At 35.3% G+C, this 25,465-nt stretch carries 13 protein-coding genes and 1 rRNA gene; 13 read left to right on the forward strand and 1 reads right to left on the reverse strand.

Features of this window, described 5'->3' with window-relative positions; genetic code table 11:
* Position 1: 1 nt before the first annotated feature.
* From BN2665_RS06860 to BN2665_RS06870, 3 genes are read left to right on the forward strand one after another with little or no spacing between them, the layout of a single operon-like run.
* Positions 2-1,738 carry a recombinase family protein gene (locus tag BN2665_RS06860; RefSeq protein WP_055666353.1) on the forward strand — a complete coding sequence of 579 codons (1,737 nt, stop codon included), beginning with the start codon at positions 2-4 and terminating at the stop codon, positions 1,736-1,738.
* Positions 1,704-3,311: a recombinase family protein gene (locus BN2665_RS06865; RefSeq protein ID WP_055666354.1), complete on the forward strand. Its 1,608-nt coding sequence runs from the start codon at positions 1,704-1,706 to the stop codon at positions 3,309-3,311. Before BN2665_RS06860 ends, BN2665_RS06865 begins: the two co-directional genes overlap by 35 nt.
* Positions 3,311-3,634, forward strand: a complete 324-nt coding sequence (locus BN2665_RS06870; protein ID WP_019226923.1) for a recombinase family protein — start codon at positions 3,311-3,313, stop codon at positions 3,632-3,634. The genes BN2665_RS06865 and BN2665_RS06870 overlap by 1 nt, the downstream gene beginning before the upstream one ends.
* 487 nt (positions 3,635-4,121) lie before the next feature.
* On the opposite strand, the gene BN2665_RS06875 is transcribed toward BN2665_RS06870, so the two are convergent.
* Positions 4,122-5,570, reverse strand: a complete 1,449-nt coding sequence (locus BN2665_RS06875) for an IS200/IS605 family accessory protein TnpB-related protein (protein ID WP_242865905.1) — start codon at positions 5,568-5,570, stop codon at positions 4,122-4,124.
* 799 nt (positions 5,571-6,369) lie between these two features.
* Here BN2665_RS06875 and glgB point away from each other — a divergent pair.
* From glgB to BN2665_RS06925, 10 genes are all read left to right on the forward strand, one after another.
* The gene (glgB, locus tag BN2665_RS06880) at positions 6,370-8,409 is read left to right on the forward strand and encodes a 1,4-alpha-glucan branching protein GlgB (RefSeq protein WP_082435829.1); all 2,040 of its coding nucleotides are present in this window, start codon (positions 6,370-6,372) and stop codon (positions 8,407-8,409) included.
* A 117-nt stretch (positions 8,410-8,526) separates the two neighbouring features.
* A complete protein-coding gene (gene glgA / locus BN2665_RS06885) occupies positions 8,527-9,957 on the forward strand; it encodes a glycogen synthase GlgA (RefSeq protein WP_055666395.1) in 1,431 nt (476 codons plus the stop codon).
* Positions 9,958-10,000: 43 nt separating this feature from the next.
* Positions 10,001-12,436 (forward strand): glycogen/starch/alpha-glucan phosphorylase, encoded by a 2,436-nt coding sequence (locus BN2665_RS06890; RefSeq protein ID WP_055666356.1) that lies wholly within the window; start codon positions 10,001-10,003, stop codon positions 12,434-12,436.
* 582 nt (positions 12,437-13,018) lie between these two features.
* Entirely contained in the window at positions 13,019-14,311 is a 1,293-nt protein-coding gene (gene ltrA / locus BN2665_RS06895; protein WP_055666357.1) for a group II intron reverse transcriptase/maturase, read from the forward strand.
* Positions 14,312-14,590: 279 nt separating this feature from the next.
* Positions 14,591-16,423: an alpha-amylase family glycosyl hydrolase gene (locus BN2665_RS06900; RefSeq protein ID WP_055666358.1), complete on the forward strand. Its 1,833-nt coding sequence runs from the start codon at positions 14,591-14,593 to the stop codon at positions 16,421-16,423.
* A gap of 324 nt (positions 16,424-16,747) precedes the next feature.
* Positions 16,748-17,893: a glucose-1-phosphate adenylyltransferase gene (locus tag BN2665_RS06905; protein WP_055666359.1), complete on the forward strand. Its 1,146-nt coding sequence runs from the start codon at positions 16,748-16,750 to the stop codon at positions 17,891-17,893.
* A 30-nt stretch (positions 17,894-17,923) separates the two neighbouring features.
* Positions 17,924-19,033 carry a glucose-1-phosphate adenylyltransferase subunit GlgD gene (glgD, locus tag BN2665_RS06910; protein WP_055666360.1) on the forward strand — a complete coding sequence of 370 codons (1,110 nt, stop codon included), beginning with the start codon at positions 17,924-17,926 and terminating at the stop codon, positions 19,031-19,033.
* Positions 19,034-19,343: 310 nt separating this feature from the next.
* On the forward strand, positions 19,344-21,695 hold the full coding sequence (locus BN2665_RS06915) for a bifunctional diguanylate cyclase/phosphodiesterase (RefSeq protein WP_055666361.1): 2,352 nt from the start codon (positions 19,344-19,346) through the stop codon (positions 21,693-21,695).
* Between the two features lie 76 nt (positions 21,696-21,771).
* Positions 21,772-23,199: a glycogen synthase GlgA gene (gene glgA / locus BN2665_RS06920; RefSeq protein WP_055666362.1), complete on the forward strand. Its 1,428-nt coding sequence runs from the start codon at positions 21,772-21,774 to the stop codon at positions 23,197-23,199.
* Positions 23,200-23,921: 722 nt separating this feature from the next.
* A 16S ribosomal RNA gene (locus BN2665_RS06925) occupies positions 23,922-25,424 on the forward strand.
* Positions 25,425-25,465 lie beyond the last annotated feature (41 nt).

Consider the following 25,465-nt stretch of genomic DNA (forward strand, 5'->3'; position numbering starts at 1 on the left):
CATGGCAAGAAAAAGCAGAAGACAGTCTGTGATCGCACAAAAAGAAACGGTAACACAGGAGAAGGTTTTTAAAACAGGACTGTATGTCCGTCTTTCTATTGAGGATGTGCGTGACAGAAAAGATAGTGATTCCATTGAAAATCAGACATATTTGTTGAAACAATTCGTTGAGGAAAGGCCATTTTTGCAGATTTACTCAATATATACGGACAACGGAGAAAAAGGAACGAATTTTGACCGTCCTGAATTTAACAGGCTTATGGACGATGTTAAAGCAGGCAGAGTGAACTGCATTGTGGTAAAAGACCTCTCGCGCTTTGGCAGAGATTATCTTGAAACCGGAAACTATCTTGAAAAGATTTTTCCGTTTCTTGGAGTCCGTTTTATATCTATCAATGATAATTATGACAGCTTTAACCCTGAAAACAGTAATGAAGGCTTGATTATTTCTTTGAAAAATCTTTTGAATGATGTTTATACAAAGGACATATCCAAGAAAATCATCTCTACCTTCAGAGAAAGACAGTCGAAGGGTGAATTTTTAGGTGCACACGTGCCTTATGGATACAGCAGGCCGGATGACGGCACTTATAAACTTGTAGTTGACGAGGAAGCTGCTTTAGTCGTTCGGCAAATCTACCAGTGGAAAGTAGAAGAAGGGCTGAGCGATACTGCAATAGCTCGTCGCTTAAATGATATGGGAATACCTTCTCCAAGCAAGTACAAACATTTAAAGGGCGAGTGGAAAAATGCCCGTTATAATAACAATATCTGGCAGCGTCAGGCAATTAAAGCTATAACAGAGAATGAAGTATATTTAGGACACAAGATATATGGCAAAATTCAGGCATCCCTTTATGAAGGCAAGCGAAAATCAAGAGTGCCAAGAGATGAATGGACAATTATTGAAAACGACCATGAACAGATTATCGATCAAGAAACTTTTGATATTGTCCATGCCAGACGATTGGAAGTATATAAAGAATTTACTGAACGCTTAGAGCAAAACAAGCATTTTGAAAATACTGAGAATATTTTTAAGGATATTGCTATTTGCGGAGATTGCAAATGTAAACTTGTTCGCAGGAGAAGGATTAAAAATGATGAGCTTTATTATTATTTTTCATGCACTACTTACGAAACAAATAGTGGTTATAAATGCACGAGAAAGCATATAGTAGAAACTGATATGATTAAAGCAGTATATGCTGCTATTCGCAGTCAAATAGATATGGTTGCATCGGTGGATGATATTCTGAGAAAAGTAAATTCCGATGCGAGTTATGAGAATAGGAAAGACAACTTGGCTAATGAAATCAGAAAGGTTAAAGCACAAATTGAAAGGCTGACTTCCTTGCGAAGTTCTCTTTATGATGATTATATTGAACAACTGCTTACTGAACAGGAGTATCTATATGCAAAAATCAAGTATGAGAAAGATGAAGTTGCATTAAAAGACAGACTAAATGAATTGTTGTTACAACAGAAGAAGTATGATCAAACATATTCCTATGAAAACCAGTGGTTATCTTCTTTTAGAGCATTCCGAGATGAAAAAGAATTAACTAAAGAAATGGTTGCAGCCCTCATAGAAACTGTGGAACTGTATGCCGATAGGAGTATACAGATCAATTTTAAGTTTAAAGACGAATATGAGGAATTACTTGATTATCTTAACACTATAGAAGATGAGGTGAAGCCTGATGAACAAGAATGTCTCAGTAGCTATGTACATTAGGCTTTCCAATGAGGATGCGGACATTTCAAAAAATGATGCAAAAATTGAAAGCAACAGCGTTAGTAATCAGCGTGATCTGTTGATGGATTTTATAAGTCGCCATCCTGATTTGGCAGATTCAAACATCTTGGAGTTTTGCGATGACGGCTACAGCGGTACGAATTTTGAACGTCCGGCAGTACAGCAGTTGTTAACCAAAGTAAGGCAAGGAGAAATTAACTGTATTGTGGTAAAAGATTTTTCACGATTTGGCAGAAACTACTTGGAGTTAGGGGATTATCTGGAGCAAGTATTTCCGTTTTTAGGAGTTCGATTTATATCTGTAAATGACGGATATGACAGTGCAAAAGATAATGGTATAACGGCAGGCCTTGATATTGGGTTGAAGAACCTTATCTACGACCTTTACAGTAAAGACCTATCAAAGAAAGTAAAGACAGCTAAAACAGCCAAAATGAAAAAGGGCGAGTATATTGGTTCTTTCGCTCCATTTGGGTATCTCAAAGCGAAGGATAAGAAAAATGCAATTGTTGTTGATGAGGAAGCTGCAGTTGTTGTTAAGCGAATCTTTCAATTGGCAGCCGAGGGGAACAATACAAGTGCGATCGCCAAAATACTCAATGCAGATGGAGTACCTTCACCTGCAAGGCACTACCAAAAAAATCATAATAACAAAAAGTGGAGAAAAGCCAAAGGAGATTTGGTTTGGCAAACTATGGCTGTCTTAAAAATCCTTAAAGATGAAACTTACACAGGAAAGACAATCAACCATAAGAGGGAAAAGCCTGACGTAAATAGCATGAGTACGGTCGCTGTTCCGAGAGAGCAATGGATTGTGGTTCCCAATACTCATGAAGCTATTATAAGCGAGGAATTGTATTTGGAAGCTCAAAAGGCGATCCGTCAAATATCCAAGCGTAAGGAGTATAAGATTGATAATACCAGAGTTCTTTACGGCAAAGTTAAATGCGGTATTTGTAAGAAAAACCTTCAACGCTCTCACACAAAGGTGCCTTATTATATTTGTAAGAGCAACTATTATGACGAAAACAGCCTATGCTTTCATGGAAGAACTAAGGAGCCAATGATTCTGGAAGTGCTATTGGAAGCAATACGGCAACAGGCTCAAATAGCCAACAAAGCAGAAAAGCTTGTACTTAAGGCAAAAGAAAAATCAGAAAGTGAAGTGGCTGAATTATTACAATCCTTAAGGAAAGCTCAGCAATATCTTGAAAGGCTAAATGCTTTGAGAATTGAGGAATATGAGAAATATTCAGATGGGAAGATCGGTAAAGATGACTATCTGAAGCAGAGGGGAATGTACAATCAAGAGATTGAACAAACATCCTCACAGATTAGTAAACTGGAAGCCGATTACGAAATTCAAAAACTAAAGAATAAGGAGTCGGAAAACCAATTTGTCGAACACTTCAAAAGCAAACAGGAAATCAAAGAACTAAGCAGGGATTTAGTGAATGAACTCGTTGATTCAATATATGTGTTCGGTGAAAATCAGATTGAGATTGTCTGGAACTTTGCCGATGATTATGAAAAAATAATGGAGATGTTATAATGAAGAGAGTATGGATCTACAGCAGGATTGCTAATGCTGAAAATTTAAATGATGTTTATCTGATTGGGCAAGAAAGATCGTTAAAGAAATTGGCCGAGCAACATTGTTTTAGCATAGTTGGATATTCAAGAGATATTGGCAGTGGGCTGAATCTCAATAGGAAAGGACTCAAGGAAATTGAGAATGCCATATCTGTAAATGCGATTGATACCGTTATTGTAAAAGATATGAGCAGGATTGGCAGAAATGTTTTTGATGTTCTTTCTCTTTTAAGAGATTGGAAGGAGCAAGGTATTGAATTGCTTACGGCAGATGAATTATAGAAATATCAATAAACCAAAGCAAAGGACGGATGATTCTTAATAATCTTAAACCGGGTGGTTTCGTTGAAGAAATCGCTCGGTTCTATTTTTTTATGTGAAAAATTTAAAAATTTTTTAGTTTTTACTTGACACAGGCTGATGAATTACATCCAGTCATTAAAACAATTAAAGATAAACTAAATATAATTCCCAAAATGGAAGTAGCTCGTTTCATTCTCCAACCTGATTTTTAAAATCATAACAAACAGTAATATTAACCATTTTTGCATGATTTTTCACCTTATTGGCTAAATAAGGCGGTAGTATCACAGGATTCAACTACTTAGGTTAGTACCATAATACTAAAATTCTATATAGCCTTTATAATTTTAGACATTTATAAAGTACAACAGAATTGCGAGTGTTACTCAGCCCCTAATGTTAATTATCCACCAAAGCCTTTCAACTAAGTGTACTTTGGCAGTTTAAATCTATATTAAAGTTATTATTAACTTACTAATCCAAGTATTTTCTTCCTATTTACTAACCATAAATCAGGATTTTCACCTACCTTTCCTTTTATATTTTTATTTATTTCATTCCATTTTGACCATTCATTTTTCTTATTAAATTTATATAAATCATTTACTAATTTATCCTTTAAAATTTTAGGAACTCTTTCTTTAAGTTTATAACTTCTTCTAGCTATAACCATTGCGGCACCATTGTGAACACCCATGCCATATTGATGACAATATTTATATAATCCTATTTTGCTTGTAAACTGAGGTTTAACTTTAAGTGTTTCTATACCCTCTTTTACACAAGCACTATAGAGCATGGTTAATAATTTAGAGTATATAAACTGATGTTTAACTCTAGCAAATTTACTATGAACATCTTTGTCATTTTTAAATTTTAAATCCTCAATGGCAATACCACATTGGTATGTTTTCGCTATTAATATAACTTGTTTTGCAAGTTCTCCACATAAATTTTCACGCCTATTGGTTCTAGCATATAATAATTCATGTTGCTTTAAATAAGTATGCCATTTATAGTTTCCTTTATTATCTATCATGGTTAATGCAAATCCATCTGGGTTTGTATCTATTCCTATAACTCTATTATGTCCTGTATAAACTACTTCTGTTTTTGGTAATTCAAAGGTTATATGACAATAATATTTACCATCTCTTTTTAACAATTCAACTTGATAAGCTTCACCAGTTATTAAATGATTTAAGAATAACTCTCTGTAATTAGTACCATTAACTTTACCAGTTTTTCTTGATAACTTTTGCGGTAAATATATTGGCACTTGAATTTTAATAGCTCTGTTTGTAGATGTTTTTTCAAGAGTTGATATTTCTAAATAGCTCATACCATTTTTTATAATAACTCTTAAATTAGGATTACCACTTTTAGTTTTATCTCCACGACTATAGATTCTGTTATTTCTACAACTATTCCATTCTTCTTTGGAAATTAAGCCTTTACACCTTTTTATAAATATTTCTTTAGTTCCAAAAGTTACTGAAGGAATGGTATTTGTATCAATGAAATTCTTAAAATAATTAGCTTTTCTTTGTCTTTTATCTAATTTACTTATTAAAGCATTTCTTTTTTTATCTGATATTTTCTTTTTGCTATTTAATATCTTTTCAATAGCTTTAATTTTATTACAATAATTTTCATAATTCATTTTAACTAATTCTTTTTGAGAGAGAATAGTTTGTCTTGCTGATTCTACTGCATCTTTTGCTTGACGTATATTTAGATTATATTTTTTATAAACAGCTTTCTCTAAGTCACTTATTTTTATATTTTCTAATAATCTCTTAAATGAATATCTTATAGCTGTGCAAAATACTACCATTAAATTATTTATAATTTGTTTTTGCTCATCAGTTTCATTTATTAATATTGCTTTCATGGTTATCTTCACTATTCTCATCTTCTTTCATGATAAGTCTTTAAGATAATTATACCCAAATCTTGCTAATCTATATTCTTAATGTTATTTGTTACTAAATGTTACCATTTGTCATTATTTTTAACAACTGTTGTTACCTCCTTTTAATATAGAAATTAGTAACGTAATTCTATTAGTAATCCAGCCAAATATAATGTCTATAATATTATGAAACAGCTGTTTGCGTGAATATATTACCATATAATTTACAATTTTACAACCATATGTTTCTAATCCTAATTTTGTAACAAAACTAGCAACTTTAGAAAGTAAATTTAATATATAGATATTTGCACAAAAGTTTACTGCAGAAATTGTAATAAATCACAAATGTATACCATTGCAAGAATGTAGCGAAAACAATTTCATTGTAATATATTATGATTTTGTAAAAACTAGAGATGTGACATATTTTTCAGAAGGTTGAAATTAAAAAATGTAGAATAGTATAGAGAAAGAATAGTCTAAAAAATCAAGAATTTTTAGAGAGTGCTTATGGGCTTTTCTCTTAGTGTCAGAGGAAACTTGATTTTGCTGTAATATTAACTTATTTCCTTATATATTGTAAGTCATTCTTATAAATAAAGGGACGTTTAATTTAAAGAATTTGGAAGTTTTATAATCATTAATTGAGATTGAGGTGAAGGATTTGAAAAAGGAAATTGCAAATATGGAGGATATAGCTAAGGATGTATCTATATCATCAGAAAAGGATGAGAAAAACATAAAAGCTAAAAGCACTTCCAGAAGAAGAAAAACTGATGAAAAGATTAGTGATGATATGCAATTAAAATCCACTGAAGAAAAAATAGTTGAAGAGCCTGTAAAAAGAAGAAATAGAAGCAAAGCTGCAGAGGATAAAGAAGCGCTCTCTTCAACTAAGAAGAATGTTTCTCCTCAAGCTAAGAAAAATCCACCTTTAACAGATTACGATATTTATTTATTTCATGAAGGAAAGCATTATGAATGCTACAAATTTATGGGAGCTCACTACAAAAAGGAAGGTCGAAGGAACGGTGTAAGGTTCACTATCTGGGCTCCAAAGGCAAAGAACATAAAAATAGTGGGAAGCTTTAATGATTGGAGCTTAGATGAGGGCTACGACTTAGAGCAAGTAAATGATAATGGGCTTTGGAGCTTATTTGTACCTGGCATAAAAGAGGGAGAACTATATAAATTAGCCATAACCTTAAATGATGATAAAGTAGTACTAAAATCTGATCCCTATGGTTTCTTTTCTGAGAAAAGACCTAATAATGCCTCTAAAATCGTGAAGGATATCAACTATACTTTTAGCGATGAAGAATGGATAGAGAAGAGAAAATCAACAAATATATATAAGAGTCCTGTAAATATATATGAAGTGCATTTAGGTTCCTGGAGAAGAAATAAAGAGGGAGAGTTTTTAACCTATAGAGAGTTAGCAGAACTGCTGCCTAAATATGCTAAGGATATGGGCTACACCCATATTGAGCTCATGCCTATCATGGAGCATCCTTTAGATGACTCTTGGGGATATCAGGTTACGGGTTATTATGCCGTGACCAGCAGGTTTGGAACACCACAGGATTTTAAGTACTTAGTAGATTGCTGCCATAAGGAAGGCTTAGGTGTGATTTTAGATTGGGTGCCAGGACATTTTTGCAAGGATGAGCATGGCTTATATAGATTTGATGGTACACCAACCTATGAATACGAAGATGAAACTAAAGCAGAAAATAGAGGCTGGGGAGCAGCGAACTTTGATTTAGGAAGACCAGAGATAAGGAGCTTTTTAATCTCTAACGCACTATACTGGCTTAGAGAATTTCATATAGATGGATTAAGAGTAGATGCCGTAGCTAATATGCTTTATTTAGACTATGGCAGAAAACAAGGTGAGTGGAGAGCTAATAAATATGGCAGCAATGAAAACATAGAGGCCATAGGATTTTTAAGGGAGCTAAACAGTGCCATTTTTAAAGAGTTCTCTAATATTTTAATCATTGCTGAGGAGTCCACTTCTTGGCCTATGGTTACAAAACCCACGGATATAGGAGGCTTAGGCTTTAATTTTAAATGGAATATGGGCTGGATGAATGACATGCTTAAGTATGTGCAGCTAGATCCAATATATAGAAAGAACCATCATAACCAAATAACCTTCTCCATGATGTACAATCATTCAGAAAACTTTATATTACCTATTTCTCATGATGAAGTGGTTCACGGAAAGAAATCCCTAGTGGATAAGATGTGGGGGGATTATTGGAATAAGTTCGCAGGATTAAGAGCCTTTGCAGGCTATATGTTCGCCCACCCTGGCAAGAAAACTCTCTTTATGGGAAATGAATTTGCTCAATTCATAGAGTGGAGGCACTATGAGGAGCTAGAATGGAAGCTCATAGAGCAATTTGATATGCATAGGAAAACACAGCATTTCTTTAAGGCTTTAAATTACCTTTATAAAGAGGAGAAGGCTTTATGGGAGCTAGACTATAATCAAAAGGGTTTTCAGTGGATTGACGCAGACAACGCCCAGCAGAGCATATTAGTGTTTACAAGAAACACGGAAAAACCTGAGGAAACACTAGTAGTGGTTTGTAACTTCACTCCAGTGGTCTACTATGATTTTAACATAGGGGTTCCTTATTTAGGAGATTATGAAGAGATATTTAACTCTGACAGTGAAGAATTCGGAGGCTCAAACCAAATCATGGACGAAGCCTTATTTTCAAAAGAGGAGCCTTGCCACAATCAAAAATATACCCTAACCATAAAGGTACCGCCTATGGCCATTACTATACTAAAGGTGAAGAGTATTTTACAAGAAGAGGTTTAGAAATTTAATTCACAATTCACAATGCACAATTGAGGAAGATTTTTTTCACGAAGTGAAAAATATCCTTAATTGTGAATTGTGCATTGTGCATTGAAAAAAGGGGAGGGAATGTAAATGATCAAAGTTCTTTTTGTAGCCTCGGAGTCAGATCCTTTTATAAAAACAGGAGGACTAGGGGATGTAGCTGGGGCGCTTCCTAAGTATTTAAATAAGATGGGCTTAGATGTGAGGGTGGTCATACCAAAGTACAAAAATATAAAGCCTGAGTTTAGAGATAAATTGAATTTTATAAAGTGGTTTATGGTACCTGTGGGTTGGAGAAATCAATATTGTGGGATATTTGATTATGAGATAGAGGGAGTTAAATATTATTTTATAGATAATGAGCAGTATTTTTTAAGGGATGCATTATATGGTCATTTTGATGATGGAGAAAGGTTTGCCTATTTTGATAGAGCGGTATTGAATATGCTTAAAGAAATAGACTGGAAGCCGGACATCATCCACTGCAACGATTGGCAAACCGCTATGATTCCTGTTTTATATAAATTGCAATATCAACAGGACCCTTTTTATCATAATATAAAAACTATATATAGTATTCATAATATGTTATTTCAAGGAAACTACAATCCTGAAGTATTGGAAGATCTTTTTGGGTTAAGCGATGAAAATTACAGAAATGGGGCCTTAGAGCTTTATGGAGCAGCTAGCTTTATGAAGGGGGGCATAAGTTTTTCTGATAAGGTAAGCACAGTAAGCAATACTTATGCTCTTGAGATTCAAACATCGCAATATGGAGAAAAGCTAGAGGGATTATTAAGAAGCAGAAATCAGGATTTAGTAGGCATAATAAATGGGATAGACTATAAGGCTTATGATCCAGAAAAGGATGAACTTATTTACAAGAACTATGGATCAGATAGCATAGATGATAAAAAAGAAAATAAAACAAGTCTTCAGAAGGATTTAGGACTTCCTATAAAGGCTGATACCCCGATGATAGGGTTAGTATCAAGATTAACTAGTCAAAAGGGTATGGATCTGATCACCTATATTATTGATAGAGTTTTGCAGCAGGATGTGCAAATAGTTATATTGGGCACAGGAGATAGGGCTTATGAAGAATATTTTAAATATTTAGAAGCAAGGCATAGAAATAAGATATCTGCCAATATAAAATTTGATGATAGTTTAGCTCATAAGATATATGCAGCCTCAGATATATTTTTAATGCCTTCCTTATTCGAACCTTGCGGCTTAGGACAGTTAATAGCCTTAAGATATGGAGCCATACCTTTAGTCAGGGAAACTGGAGGATTAAAGGATACAGTAAGGCCTTATAATCACTACACAGGGGCAGGAAATGGCTTTAGTTTTTCAAACTACAATGGAGATGAGTTTCTAAGTGTATTGCAAATGGCATTAAACTACTATAGAGATAAAGAAGTATGGAACAGTCTGATTCTTCAAGCTATGACTTCCGATAACAGCTGGGAAAAATCAGCTAATAGCTATAAAGAACTATATAGTGCATTGAAGAAGTGAGAGATTAATATAAAGCAACATTCATATAAAGGGAGGGATTTTTGTGCTAAGAATTGATAAAAAAACTTTTAAGCATGATTATATAGAAAAGTTTAGAGAAATGCATGGCAAAGACCTTTCAGAAGGAACGGATAATAATAGATATGAGGCTCTTGGAAGCCTTATAAGAGATTATGTAGTAGAAAAATGGATACGTACTAACAAATGTTACAATAGGACGGGAGAAAAGCAGGTTTACTATTTCTCTATGGAATTTTTATTAGGAAGACTTTTGGGAAACACCCTTCTTAATTTAGGTATCAGGGACACTTGTAAGGAAGGTCTAAATGAATTAGGCATAGACCTAGAAACCTTAGAGGATTTAGAGCAAGATCAAGGCCTAGGTAATGGCGGCTTAGGAAGATTAGCAGCCTGCTTTTTAGATTCCATGGCTTCCCTAAACATTCCCGGTCATGGCTGCGGTATAAGGTATAAATACGGCTTCTTTGAACAAAAGATAATCAATGGCTCTCAAGTGGAAGCGCCGGATAATTGGCTAAGAGACGGAAATGTGTGGGAGATAAAGAAACCAGATAAAGCTCAAATAGTTAAATTTGGCGGAGAGGTAAGAGTAGAATCCTTAAATGGAGAATTAAAATTTACTCATATGAATTATGATCCAGTGCTAGCTGTACCTTATGATATTCCAGTAGCAGGGTACGAAAATAATGTAGTGAATACCTTGAGGCTTTGGAGCGCAGAACCCGTTAATAATGAATTTGATTTTTCTTCCTTTAATAGGGGTGATTATTTAAAGGCTATAGAATATAAAAACTCTGTGGAGGCCATTTCTCAGGTGCTATATCCAGATGATAGTCTCTATGAGGGTAAAAGGTTGAGGTTAAAGCAGCAATATTTCTTTGTTTCAGCAGGTCTTCAAAGCATTATAAAACATCATAAGAAGCAGGGCATAGATATAAGAAATCTTGATGAAAAAATGGCTATACACATAAATGATACCCATCCGGTTTTAGCCATACCAGAGCTTATGAGAATACTGATGGATGAGGAAGGCATAGGCTGGGATGATGCTTGGAGAATAACCATAAATACCATATCCTATACCAATCATACCATATTAGCAGAAGCCCTAGAAAAATGGCCCATAGACATGTTTAAAAAGCTACTTCCTAGAATCTATATGATTGTTGAAGAGATAAACAGAAGATTTTGCGAAGACCTATGGAACAGATATATAGGGCAATGGGATAAGATATCAAAGATGGCTATTATAAGTGATGGCTATGTGAAGATGGCACATCTTGCTGTGGTAGGGAGTCATAGTGTAAATGGAGTAGCAAAGCTTCATACTGAAATACTCAAAAAGCAAGAGATGGCTAATTTCTATTATATGTATCCTCATAAGTTTAATAATAAAACCAATGGAATAACCCATAGGAGATGGCTTATAAAGTCCAATCCAGAGCTAACCAATCTGCTAAAAGAGACCATAGGGAGAAGCTGGATAAAGCATCCCACAGATATGGAGAACTTCGAAAGGTTCGCCGAGGATAAAGCAGTACAGCAAAAACTATATGAGATAAAAAGAAATAACAAAATCCATCTAGCTAACATTATAGCGGAGCAGCAGGGGATAACTATAAATCCTGACTCCATATTTGATGTACAAGTAAAGAGAATCCATGCCTATAAGCGTCAGACTCTAAACTGCTTAAGGATAATGGAGCTTTATAATAGGCTTACAGAAAATCCAGACTTAAATATAGTACCAAGAACCTTCATTTTCGCCGGCAAGGCGGCGCCAGGCTATTATCTAGCTAAAAAAACCATAGAGCTAATAACTGCAGTAGGAGATAAGATAAATAATGATAAGAGAATAAAGGATAAACTAAAGGTGGTATTTCTTGAAAACTATAGGGTGTCCTTAGCAGAATCTATAATACCCGCCGCAGAACTAAGTGAGCAAATATCCACTACCACCAAGGAAGCTTCTGGTACCAGCAACATGAAATTCATGATGAATGGGGCTATAACCATTGCCACCTTAGATGGAGCTAATATAGAGATAAGAGATGAGGTTGGGGATGACAATATAGTTATTTTTGGCTTAACGGAAAGAGAAGTTCTTGACTATTATCAAAAGGGCGGCTACTCCGCTTGGAATACCTGTCAGGGAGATGAAAGAATAAAGAGGGTCACCAATGATTTAATAAATGGATGCTATTCTTATGATAGAGAAAAGTTTAAAACCATATATGAACATTTATTAACCTATAATGATGAATTTTTTGTGCTAAAGGACTTTGATTCCTATTTAAAGGCTCAGGATAGAGTGGATAGCTTATACAGAGATTTTTCTAAATGGCAATCTATGTCCATCATAAACATTGCTCACTCTGGAATTTTCTCTAGCGATAGAACTATTCAAGAGTATGCTACAGGTATTTGGGGATCAGGGTATTTGTACAAGAATCTGTAGAGTTTAATATCTTTAATTTAATTCACTGCACAATTTAAATTAATTCACAATTCACAATGCACAATGCAGTGCGTCCAGCTAAGCTGAACCATGCTAACTGGTGAAAGTCCAGTCAAGGTAATTGCCAAGAAGCCTAGTAGCCAATCACCATGCGTAGTAGAAATACTGGGTATGAAGCGTGAGGGTGAAGTACCTGAGAAGGTGCGAGCGAAAATACAGGTCGTAACATAAAGTGAATTTTGCCGTATCGTAAGCATAGACTACGAAAGTAGACAAAGAGGAAGTCGAGCCTAGTGCATTGGGGCGAAGACCACGGAAGATGGGAAGAACTTGGATAGCACCATCGAAGAATCCTTCGGTATAGGGAAAACGACATGTATTTAAAGTATGGTTTGGAACTGGAGAGGCCTTCCTCTGCACGGCGAAAGCCGTAAAATGAAAACATATAAGTTAAAAGCGAAATTGTTATTCAGCAGAGAAGGAGTCGGAGGAGTTCATAGTACCAAAGATTATGCAGACAACAAAACTGCATATAGGGAAGGAACTCTGCTTCATTCAAGTTTTCAAAGGAGGTAAGAGTGAGTGAATGCGAAAGCTAACAACACCATAGACAAAGCTCGAAAACTTCAGAGGAAACTATATCTAAGTGCCAAGACTAATAAGAGACGAAAGTTTCATGCTCTATATGACAAAGTATATAGAGAAGATATCTTAATGAAAGCATGGAAACAAGTAAAAGCCAATAAGGGAATTGGAGGAATAGATGAAATCTATATTGATGATGTTGTAGAATATGGAGAGAGCAAGCTTCTCAAAGAAATACAGCAAGAATTAAAAGAGAATCATCATAATCCTAAGCCAGTTAAAAGAGTATATATACCCAAGAAAGATGGAAAGAAAAGACCATTAGGAATACCGATAATAAAGGATAGAATAGTACAAACAGCTACTAAAATAATTATCGAGCCTATATTTGAAGCAGATTTTAAGGAATATTCCTATGGTTTCAGACCTAAAAGGAACCAACATCAAGCATTAGAAATCATAAGAAAGAAATGCAATAACTCAGGATGGTGGGTACTTGACGCTGATATCAAAGGATATTTCGACAACATAAACCACGATAAATTAATGATATTAGTAGAACAACGAATATCAGATAGACGAATATTGAAGCTCATAAGGAAATGGCTGAAAATAGGAGTAGTAGAAAGGGACAGGTATGAAGAAAGTGAAATTGGGTCGCCGCAAGGCGCATCCATAAGCCCACTATTATCGAATATATACCTGAACTATTTTGATACGGTATGGGATAGATACTATAAACACCTTGGTACACTTGTGAAATTTGCAGATGATTTTATTATTATCTCAAGAACAAAGAAAGAAATATACCACGCATATAATGCAGTAAAGAAAATTTTCGAGAGATTAGAACTTGAGTTAAATCTAGAGAAAACAAGATTTGTGAATATGTGGGACGGTAAAGAAGGATTTGACTTTCTAGGATTTCATCATAGACGTAGCCAAATAGAAAGCAGGAAAGGACAAAGATATAACACCACAATACAAATACCCTGTAAAAAGGCAATGGACAATATGAAGAAGAAAGTAAAAGAGGTTTTAGGAAACAGAGCAAATCTAAAGAAAGAAATGTATGAATTAGTCAAAATAATAAATAGGAAAATAGTAGGACTTAGAAACTACTATAAATTAAAATACCCAAACAAACAGCTGAGTAAAATAGACTGGTATATCATACAAAGATTTACCATTTGGTATAATAGCAAGAAACAAAACAGACCTCGACATAGATGGATTAAAGAGGTAGTAAATAAACTCAAAGAAATGGGACTAAAGAAACTAGCTTATTAAAGTCGTAATGCCTTAGAAAGAAGAATGTCGGAAAGCCGTGTGCGGGAAAATCGCACGCACGGTTTGATGAGGAGAAGGTGGCGATTAGCCACCGACTTACTCTACCAATGCACAATTTAGGAAGATTTTTTTCACTCTGTGAAAAAAATCGATTAAAATAACTTTTAATTTTTCTTAGCTCAGCTAAGAAAAATATCCTTAATTGTGAATTGTGAACTGCGAATTGTGCATTGAATAAGTGAACTGTGCATTGTGCATTGATGAAACGGAGGATTTGAAATGTATGCAGTACACAATTCCCAAGATTTAAAATATAGAACACCCTTTGGGGCAGTAAAAGCTGCCTCAAGGGTAACTCTCAGTATTGAGGCTGACTTTTGTGAAGAAGTTATATTAAATGTAACTTTGTTTAACCAGGAAAAGAGAAGCCTTCAAATGACTTTACAGCAGCAAGTACAGGGAATAGGCCTATATACTTTAGAAATCTTCCTAGAGGAGCTTGGCCTAGTTAACTATTACTTTACTTTGAAAAATCATGGCGAAACTTTGTACTATGGAAATAATGAAGAGGGGTTAGGGGGAGTAGGAAAGGTATATACTGAAAGTCCTAAACCCTATCAAATAACAGTATATAAAGATTTTAAAGCTCCCTCCTGGTATAAGGAAGGCATTATATATCAAATCTTTGTAGATAGATTTTTTAATGGTAATGAAAATGGAGTAGTAAATAATCCTAAAAAGAATAGCTTTATCTATGGAGATTGGTATGATGAGCCCATGTATGTGAGAACTAAGGAAGGAAGAATAGCAAAGTGGGATTTCTTTGGGGGTAATTTAGAGGGAGTCATAAAAAAACTGCCCTATATTAAATCCTTAGGAGTAAATGTAATATATTTAAATCCCATATTTGAAGCTTCTAGTAATCATAAATACGATATAGCTGATTATAAAACCATAGATCCAATGTTCGGCGATGAAGAAAAATTTAAGGAGCTTTGCCACAAGGCTAAGGATTTAGATATAAGGATAATATTAGATGGAGTATTCAGTCATACAGGCTCCGACAGCATCTACTTCAACAGGTACGGAAATTATGCAAGCCTCGGAGCCTATGAATCTAAAGAATCCTCATATTATAAATGGTACAGATTTAGTGAATATCCACATAAATATGAATGCTGGTGGGGCATTGATAACCATCCCAATGTGGAGGAGTTAGAAGAAAGCTATGTGGATTTTATAATAAAAGATGAGGATTCTGTTATAAGCAAGTGGATGAAGGCTGGAGCTTCTGGTTGGAGATTGGATGTAGCCGATGAGCTTCCAGATGAGTTCATAGCTATGATAAAGAGCAGAATGAAGGAAGTTAACGAGGATTCTGTGCTAATAGGAGAAGTGTGGGAAGATGCCTCAAATAAAGTAAGCTATGAGTATAGAAGAAGATATGTTTTTGGAGAGGAGTTAGATTCTGCTACCAATTATCCTTTTAGGGACATGATAATAGAATTTTTACTGGGCAATATAAGCTCAGATATATTCAAAAAAAGATTCATGAGCCTCAAAGAAAATTACCCAGAAGAAAGCTTTTATGGAGCTATGAATCTTTTGGGAACCCACGACACAGAGAGGATTTTAACTAAGCTTGGACAGGAAGAAAGAGGCGTAAGGCTTTTAAAGCTTGCTACAGCTATTCAAATGTGTCTTCCCGGAGTGCCTCTCATATATTACGGAGATGAGGCGGGACTAATAGGAGGTAAGGACCCAGAGAATAGAAAAGCCTACCCTTGGGGAAGAGAAAATCAGGATATACTAAATTGGTATAAGAAAATTTCTTCCTACAGAAGGAGCTTAGAGGTGCTTAAAAAAGGAGATATAACCTTTCTAGAGCTTAATGAAAATCTTCTTTGCTTTATTCGTAGGTACAACAAAGAGCTCTTAGCAGTTTTCATAAATAGGGAAGAAAGAGAAACTGATTTTAATATAAACCTTCAAAAGGGAAAATATGAGGAATTGATTACTAAAGAGGAATTTAATGTAACAGAAGAGCTGTGTACTATGAGACTGACACCCTTGCAGGTGAAAATTTTGAAACTTATTAAGACTCACAGCTAATAGAAAAAGTAAAGATAGTCTATAATAGCTTTTGCTGTGCAATAAGGCATTGTAAAAAAATAACTAGTCAAAGATGTGAAGAAGGACACCGGTTCCATTAATAGTGGACGCAGTATTACGCAAAATAGACGAGTAGACTGACTAGTTATTTTTGGGAGATGCTTAATATTAATTATTGTGCAGCGAAGCCTTGATTTATAAAGAAATTATTTATATTTCTAAGAGGAATTGTTATAATGTAACAAACAACATTATTCAGAATATTGAATAAATTTAATTTTTATACTGCACTATAAAAATACCTATAGAAACGGGGAGATAAAAATGTCTAAGAAAGAAATAGTAGCTATGATCCTTGCAGGAGGCCAAGGCTCTAGACTTGGAGTACTGACTAAGAAATTGGCCAAGCCTGCTGTACCCTTTGGCGGAAGATATAGGATAATTGATTTCACCCTAAGCAATTGCTCTAATTCAGGTATTCATACTGTAGGGGTATTAACACAATATCAGCCTTTAGAGCTAAACTCTCATATCGGTATAGGAAGCCCTTGGGATCTTGACAGAAGAGATGGAGGGGTGTTTATATTACCTCCCTATCAAGAAGAAAAGGGTGGCAATTGGTATAAAGGTACTGCTAACGCTATTTATCAAAACATGCCTTTTATAGATAATTATGATCCAGAGTATGTGCTTATATTATCCGGAGACCACATATATAAGATGGATTATAGCGAAATGCTGGATTATCATAAGAAAAAAGAGGCGGATGCTACTATTGCAGTTATAGAGATACCCTTAAAGGAAGCTAGTAGATTCGGTATTATGAACACCAAAGAAGACCTATCAATCTATGAATTCGATGAAAAGCCAAAGCTACCTAAAAGCAATAAAGCTTCTATGGGAATATATATCTTTAATTGGAAGGTGCTCAAAAAGTTTTTAAAAGAAGATGAAAACGACAAGGATTCTAGTAATGATTTTGGTAAAAATATAATTCCTAAAATGCTGAATGAAGGAAAAAGAATGTATGCTTACCCCTTTAAAGGCTATTGGAAGGACGTAGGTACCATAGAAAGCCTTTGGGAAGCCAATATGGATCTTATACGAGAGGATAATGAGCTTAATATTCATGATAGTCACTGGAAGGTTTATTCTGTAAATCCTGTAAGACCAGCTCAATACATAGGACCTAATGCTTTGGTAAAAGGTTCCTTAGTAGTAGACGGATGTGCTGTTTTTGGAGAGCTTAGAAATTCTGTCATATTCTCAGGAGTATATATTGGAAAGAATAGTAAAGTAGAGAACTCTGTTATTATGCCTAATACTAAAATAGGGGATAATGTTATCATAAATAATGCCATTATAGGAAGCGATGTAATCATAAGAAAAGAATGTGTCATCGGTGATGGCAGTAAGGTTACGGTGGTAGGTGCTGGTCAGGAAATAAAATCTGGTTCTACTATAGAGTAGAAGCGGAAGCACAGGAATGGAGGAAGGGTTATGTTAAAAAACTATATGGGTATTATCAACCTAGATGAAAATGAAGATAGAATAAGAGAATTAACAAGGCATAGACCTTTAGCATCAGTGCCTATAGCAGGGAGATATAGAATTATTGATTTTATATTATCAAATATGACCAATGCTGGTATAGATAATATAGGAATATTTACAAAGATGAACTCTAGATCCTTAATGGATCATTTAAGCAATGGAAGGCCATGGGATCTAAATAGAAAGATAGAAGGTTTAAGGGTATTTAACTTTTCAGAAAATGATCCAGTATATGATGATATTCATAATTTTTCAAACAACATGGAGTATTTCACTTATAGCAGACAGCAGTATGTTATAGTGGCACCTTCCTATATGATATGTAATATAGATTATCATAAGTTAGCAAAATATCATGAGGATTCAGAAAATGATATAACTATTGTTTATAAAAAAGTAAATGATGCTGACAGAAGTTTTTATAAATGTGATGTTTTGAATATTTATAATGGTGATAGAATAGCTAGTGTGGGTGAGAACATAGGAACCTATAAAGAAGCAAATATCTGTATGGAAACCTATGTAATGAAAAAAGAATTGTTTATGGAAATTGTATATGATTGTGTGAGAACTGGAAGATGTAGAAAGCTTAAAAAAGCTATCTATTCTTCATTAGATAGATATAGTGTAGGAGCATATGACTTCGTAGGTTATTTAAAATGTGTTAATTCTCTGTATTCTTACTATAAAGCAAATATGGATTTCTTAAATCCAAGAGTTAATAAAGAAATTTTCTTTGACCAGTCTCCTATTTACACAAAAACAAAGGATGAAAGTCCAACGAAGTACACTAATGATAGTCATGTAGTGAATTCTATAGTGGCTAGCGGTTGTGTTATAGAAGGTTATGTAGAAAACTGTGTTATTTCAAGAAAAGTTCATATCGCAAAGGGGGCAGTATTAAAGGATTGTATAATTCTTCAGAACTGTGAAATTGGGCCTAATGCAAAGTTATCTAATATAATAACAGATAAATATGTAAAAATCGAAGGGGATAAGGAGCTTAAGGGAGATAAGGATATTCCCTTAGTGATAGAAAGAGAAAGAAATCTTTAAGTAAAAATTTTAAAAGTCAGGTAATAGAGCAGATAACTTTAATCTATCATTACCTGATTTTTAATATTAATCATAGAAGTAACCTTATTGACTGTGTTGTTTCCAAAATTATATAATGTATAAAACACCACTATTAATTTTAAAATCCAATCTAAATATAAATTGCAATAAAATCTTATATTTTCCAACCTCATATGCTATAAAAGATTGATGCTTTTGATTCGATATATTATATACATATAGTCTAGTACTAAACTCAGTAACGAATGAAGATAAATTTGGGTTCTTAGAGACCGAAGGATGGATGCTTATGAAATCAATCAGGATGCAAATGCTTGTTTACTTAATGCTAGGTGCTGTCGTTGTTTTTTCAGCGCTAGGTTTCTTTGCCTATGAAAGATTGAATGGGATGCCTCAGCAAATAGAGAAGGAATATAGAGAGATTGCAAAGGCTAGAGCAGATGAGGTAAGTAAGGAATTAACGGGGTTTATCGATCAGATAAAAATAGTTTCACAATCTCCAATCATAAAAACCATGGATATAAACTACATTAAGGAATATCTACCTAATTTGGTTTTAGAGGGAAAACATAAAAATATGACAGTGGCAAAAAAGGATGGTAAGGCCCTTAGAACCACTGGTGTGGAAATCGACATCTCTAATCAAGAGCAGTATGAAAAAATATTTGTAGAAAAACAAGATTATTATATATCTCAGCCTTTCATTAGTCCATATTTAGATGAGAATACACCGATTACAACTATTTCCCATGCAGTAAAAAATAATGGGGAAACCATAGGACTAGTTAATATAGTTGTTGAAGTGGAATTTTTAAATCGCATTGTAAGGGGAATAGATTTAAAAGAAACTGGTTATGGCTGGATTGTAAATGAAGAAGGAATGATTGTAGCTCATCCGGACTCAAAGATTCCTTTGAGGAAAAATATACGTGATTTTATTGCAGGAGATAATAATGATTTAGAAAAGGTACTAAAGGACGAGACCGGTACTATAAAGTATAAGGATAAAAATGGGCAAAACATGCTGGCTCTTTTTAAGAAGATTAAAGATTCTCCCGGCTGGACCTTTATAATATCTATTTCAGAAAGAGAAGTTTATTCAGAAGTAGTGGGAGTAAGAAATGCTATTATTTATGCTATTATTTTTGGATTAATTTTAATAGTGATATTTTCCTTTGTATATTCTAAGAGCATATCAACACCTATACTAAAGCTCAAGGAGGTATTTGAAAAAGCTGCTAATGGACAACTCCAGGTTAGGGCAGATGAAAGGATACAAAATGAAGTAGGTTCAGCAGCGAAAAGCTTTAATCAGATGCTGAATCAAATTAAGAATTTAACTTATAGGGATATTATTACAGGTCTTTATAATTATAATGGTTTTTCTATAGAAGCTCCCTATAAGCTGAAGGAGTTAGAAAAAAAAGAAGGAAAAAGCTTTTTAGCAGTTATTTCTATAGATGATTTCAAGAAGATTAATAGCATCGGAAGTTACGAATTAGGCAACGAAGTGCTTAAAGAGCTAGCAAATCAATTTCTTAAAGACATCCGCAAAGAGGAATGTTTAGGAAGATTTTTTGGAGATGAATTTATATTATTGCTTTGGGAAAAGGATATTAAAGCTGCAGAGGATAGAATTTATGATCTTTGGAAGAAATCCACTGGTGAAAGAACTGTTAGGGAACATGAATTTATTCTTAAAACCAGTATAGGAGTTAGTGTTTTTGACTCCTCTAAAGCATCTATAGAGGAGGTAATTCACCAGGCTACCATTGCTAAATTGAAGGTTAAAAAGACCGGAGGAAACAGCTATCAGTTTTATAATTTAGATATAAATGAATCTATTAAGGAAGAGCAAAGGATTGAACATAATTTATATAATGCTTTAGATCATGATGGACTTAATTTGGTATATCAGCCTATTGTAGATGTAGCTAATGGTAAGATTTTAGCAGTGGAAGCCCTTTTAAGATGGAACAATGAAAGGTATGGAAATGTTTCTGCTATGACTCTCATTGCGATAGCAGAACAGAGCGGTTTAATAAATGCCATTGGTAAGTGGGTTCTATATACTGCCTGCAAGCAAAATATAGCCTGGCAAAAGAATGGTTATGAACCTTTTGTGGTATCAGTAAATGTGTCTCCTCTTCAGTTTGAACAAAGCAATTTCATTGAAATGGTTCAAGAAATTTTAATGGAAACAGGTTTGGCACCAGAATATCTAGAGCTTGAAATTACTGAATCCAATGCAATGAATAATGTTGAAGAAAAGTTAAAGAAGATGAGAGAGTTAAAGAAAATGGGGGTACGCATTGCCATTGATGATTTTGGAACAGGTTATTCGTCCTTAGCATATATAACTCGCTTTCCTATAGATACATTAAAGATTGATCGCTCTTTTATAACTGATATTCTCTATGACGATAATGCAAAAACTATAGTTACTACTATTATAAATATGGCAAAATCTATTAGACTAAGAACTACAGCAGAGGGAGTGGAAACACAAGAACAGTTTGAATATTTACATCAAAATGGCTGTGATAAAATCCAAGGCTATCTTATAAGTAAGCCTATTAATGCTGAAAGCATAGAGGACTGGTTAAAGCTACGTGAAAATTATCAGAATACAGAGGGGTAAATTAGAAATATTTAAAAGAGGAGCTTAAATTAATGGCTCCTCTTAGCCCTATTATAAGAGTTCTCAGGAGGTTGCTATGAAAGTATTATTCGTTACTGCAGAAGCCTATCCCTTCATGAAGGTAGGGGGGTTAGGAGATGTGTCCTATGCATTACCTAAAGCATTAAGAGAGACTGGAATAGACATAAGAATAATAATGCCTAAATATAAAATTAACAATAAATATAGGGGGGCTTTTAAAAAGGTAAGTGATTTTAAAACTTACATAGGATGGAAAACGGTAAATTGCAGCTTATGGCAGGGGGAAGAACAGGGGATTCCCTTCTATTTTATTGAAAATGAATATTATTTTAACAGGGATAAATGTTATGGGCATATAGATGATAATGAAAGATTTGTACTTTTTAGTAAGGCTGTAGCAGAGAGCGTAAAATATTTAGAGGATTTTCAACCTGATATCATACATTGTAATGATTGGCATAGCGCATTAGTGATATTGTTTATTAAAGCTTTTTATAGAAACATTCCATTATACAATAAGCTAAAAACCATATTCACTATTCATAACATAGCTTACCAGGGCAACTTTGGTAAAGATACATTTTGGATGCTTGGAATAGAAGAAGAGGCTTATTTTAATGATAACTGTCTAAAGCACTATGAGGGAATATCTTTTATGAAGTCCGCCATTGCTCTTGCGGATTACGTAACCACTGTAAGCAAGAGCTATGGAGAAGAAATATTAAGAGCGGAATACTCCTGGGGACTAGAGGGTATTTTAAAAAAGAGAAAAAAGAATCTAAAGGGTATAGTAAATGGCATAGATTATGAAGCATATAACCCGAAAACGGATAAGTTCATATTTGATAATTATGGTTTAGAGGATTTTTATAAGAAAGAGCAAAACAAAACTAAGCTTCAAAAGGAAATGAGCCTAGAAGAGGATTCCAATATACCTTTGCTTGGTATTGTAAGCAGACTCACAGATCAAAAGGGGTTAGACCTTATAGAGGATAACATGGAAAAGATTATGGCTATGAATATTCAACTAATAGTCAATGGTACTGGTTATGAAAGCTATGAAAAGATGTTTAAGTATTATAATAAGAAATATCCTAAAAAATTAGGTTTGAACATAGGGTTTAATCATGAGCTAGCTCAAAGAATATATGCTGCTTCTGATTTTATATTAGTACCTTCAAGGAGTGAAGCCTGCGGACTTACCCAATTAATAGCCATGAGATATGGAGCGTTGCCAATTGTAAGAAAAACTGGAGGCTTAAAAGACACAGTAAAGGACTATGATGTCTATACCCACAGAGGAAATGGATTCGTCTTTGAAAATTACGATGCTGTAGAACTGATGGATACAATAAATAGAGCCTTGAGAATATTTGGAGATAGAACCAAGTTTGAAAAATTGGTAGGTAGAGTGATGGAAGTCAATAGCAGTTGGGAGAAGCCGGCGCAAGAGTATAAAAAGTTATATGAGAGTTTAATTTAATGTATTTTTGTGTCTTGAGCACTGCGAAAGGAATAGTAATTTAAATATTTAAGAAAATGATAAAAAAGATAAATAATTGCTTATGGAGCAAGGGAAGAAATATATTCAAAATTCAAAGGACCATACTAGGGTTATAAAAATAGAGATAAAGCATATTACGGGTAAAGCAGAAAGATAAGTAAATAGAAGTATTATTTATGATGAGATTAGGATGATTTCCTATATACACTTCCTAGTGTATCATTCTGCGAATTATTGAGGAATATAAAGAAAAAAAGAGAAGCATCAAAATAGTTTTTAAAAATGATATATTAGAGACACTTTGTACATTATAACCCGTGATAATATATAGAAGTCGCCTGAAGCAAGCGACACTGAAACGAATCATTTAAGCACACTGATAAAATAACAAGTTAAAAAAGATTAAAAAAATCTAAAAAAACTTGTTGACAAGAAAAAACTTAAATGATAAGATATAGAAGTCGCTCAGATGAAGCGACATGGTCTTTGAAAATTAAACAGAGGAAAATAAACATGAAACCAGCAATTCTTTATGAGAAATCATAAGACTAAAGTAAATTGCGAAGTTAGTGCAAAACAGTACTAGGAAGCTAGGAGCGAGGAGCAGAGTGTATTTGATATACATGAGCACCACAGCGACGACGCTGACGACGTAATGTGAAGCAATAACGTAGCAAAATGAGCAATCAAACTTAAATTTTTAAATTGAGAGTTTGATCCTGGCTCAGGACGAACGCTGGCGGCGTGCCTAACACATGCAAGTCGAGCGAGAGACTTCGGTCTCTAGCGGCGGACGGGTGAGTAACACGTGGGCAACCTACCTCATAGTGGGGGATAGCCCTCCGAAAGGAGGATTAATACCGCATAACATTGCTTTATCGCATGGTAGAGCAATCAAAGGAGTAATCCGCTATGAGATGGGCCCGCGGCGCATTAGCTAGTTGGTGAAGTAAAGGGTGATGAAGGGGACGAAGAGTAGCCGACCTGATGTGTTGATCGGCCACATTGGAACTGAGACACGGTCCAGACTCCTACGGGAGGCAGCAGTGGGGAATATTGCACAATGGGCGAAAGCCTGATGCAGCAACGCCGCGTGAGTGATGAAGGCCTTCGGGTTGTAAAGCTCTGTCTTCAGGGACGATAATGACGGTACCTGAGGAGGAAGCCACGGCTAACTACGTGCCAGCAGCCGCGGTAATACGTAGGTGGCAAGCGTTGTCCGGATTTACTGGGCGTAAAGGATGCGTAGGCGGATTTTTAAGTGGGATGTGAAATACCCGGGCTCAACTTGGGTGCTGCATTCCAAACTGGAAGTCTAGAGTGCGGGAGAGGAGAGTGGAATTCCTAGTGTAGCGGTGAAATGCGTAGAGATTAGGAAGAACACCAGTGGCGAAGGCGACTCTCTGGACCGTAACTGACGCTGAGGCATGAAAGCGTGGGGAGCAAACAGGATTAGATACCCTGGTAGTCCACGCCGTAAACGATGGGTACTAGGTGTGGGAGGTATCGACCCCTTCCGTGCCGCCGTTAACACAATAAGTACCCCGCCTGGGGAGTACGGTCGCAAGATTAAAACTCAAAGGAATTGACGGGGGCCCGCACAAGCAGCGGAGCATGTGGTTTAATTCGAAGCAACGCGAAGAACCTTACCTAGACTTGACATCTCCTGAATTACCCGTAATGGGGGAAGTCCTTCGGGACAGGAAGACAGGTGGTGCATGGTTGTCGTCAGCTCGTGTCGGGGGATGTTGGGTTAAGTCCCGCAACGAGCGCAACCCTTCTTGTTAGTTGCTACCTTTAAGTTGAGCACTCTAGCGAGACTGCCCGGGTTAACCGGGAGGAAGGTGGGGATGACGTCAAATCATCATGCCCCTTATGTCTAGGGCTACACACGTGCTACAATGGCCAGTACAGAGAGAAGCGAGACCGCAAGGTGGAGCAAAACTCAAAAACTGGTCCCAGTTCGGATTGTAGGCTGAAACTCGCCTACATGAAGCCGGAGTTGCTAGTAATCGCGAATCAGCATGTCGCGGTGAATACGTTCCCGGGCCTTGTACACACCGCCCGTCACACCATGAGAGTTGGCAATACCCAAAGTCCGTGAGCTAACCGTAAGGAGGCAGCGGCCTAAGGTAGGGTCAGCGATTGGGGTGAAGTCGTAACAAGGTAGCCGTAGGAGAACCTGCGGCTGGATCACCTCCTTTCTAAGGAGTCGAACATATAGGGATAACCTATATGATACAAG

Origin of the sequence: Desnuesiella massiliensis, assembly GCF_001403615.1 — a bacterium.
GTDB lineage: Bacteria > Bacillota > Clostridia > Clostridiales > Clostridiaceae > Desnuesiella > Desnuesiella massiliensis.

Bases quoted from the DNA above. Each gene is read 5' to 3' on its own strand.
- BN2665_RS06915 (WP_055666361.1), top strand. From the start codon at position 19,344: ATGAAATCAATCAGGATGCAAATGCTTGTTTACTTAATGCTAGGTGCT.
- BN2665_RS06900 (WP_055666358.1), top strand. From the start codon at position 14,591: ATGTATGCAGTACACAATTCCCAAGATTTAAAATATAGAACACCCTTT.
- glgA (WP_055666362.1), top strand. From the start codon at position 21,772: ATGAAAGTATTATTCGTTACTGCAGAAGCCTATCCCTTCATGAAGGTA.
- BN2665_RS06865 (WP_055666354.1), top strand. From the start codon at position 1,704: ATGAACAAGAATGTCTCAGTAGCTATGTACATTAGGCTTTCCAATGAG.
- BN2665_RS06875 (WP_242865905.1), bottom strand. From the start codon at position 5,570: ATGAGAATAGTGAAGATAACCATGAAAGCAATATTAATAAATGAAACT.
- BN2665_RS06860 (WP_055666353.1), top strand. From the start codon at position 2: ATGGCAAGAAAAAGCAGAAGACAGTCTGTGATCGCACAAAAAGAAACG.
- glgB (WP_082435829.1), top strand. From the start codon at position 6,370: ATGCAATTAAAATCCACTGAAGAAAAAATAGTTGAAGAGCCTGTAAAA.
- BN2665_RS06870 (WP_019226923.1), top strand. From the start codon at position 3,311: ATGAAGAGAGTATGGATCTACAGCAGGATTGCTAATGCTGAAAATTTA.
- BN2665_RS06905 (WP_055666359.1), top strand. From the start codon at position 16,748: ATGTCTAAGAAAGAAATAGTAGCTATGATCCTTGCAGGAGGCCAAGGC.
- glgD (WP_055666360.1), top strand. From the start codon at position 17,924: ATGTTAAAAAACTATATGGGTATTATCAACCTAGATGAAAATGAAGAT.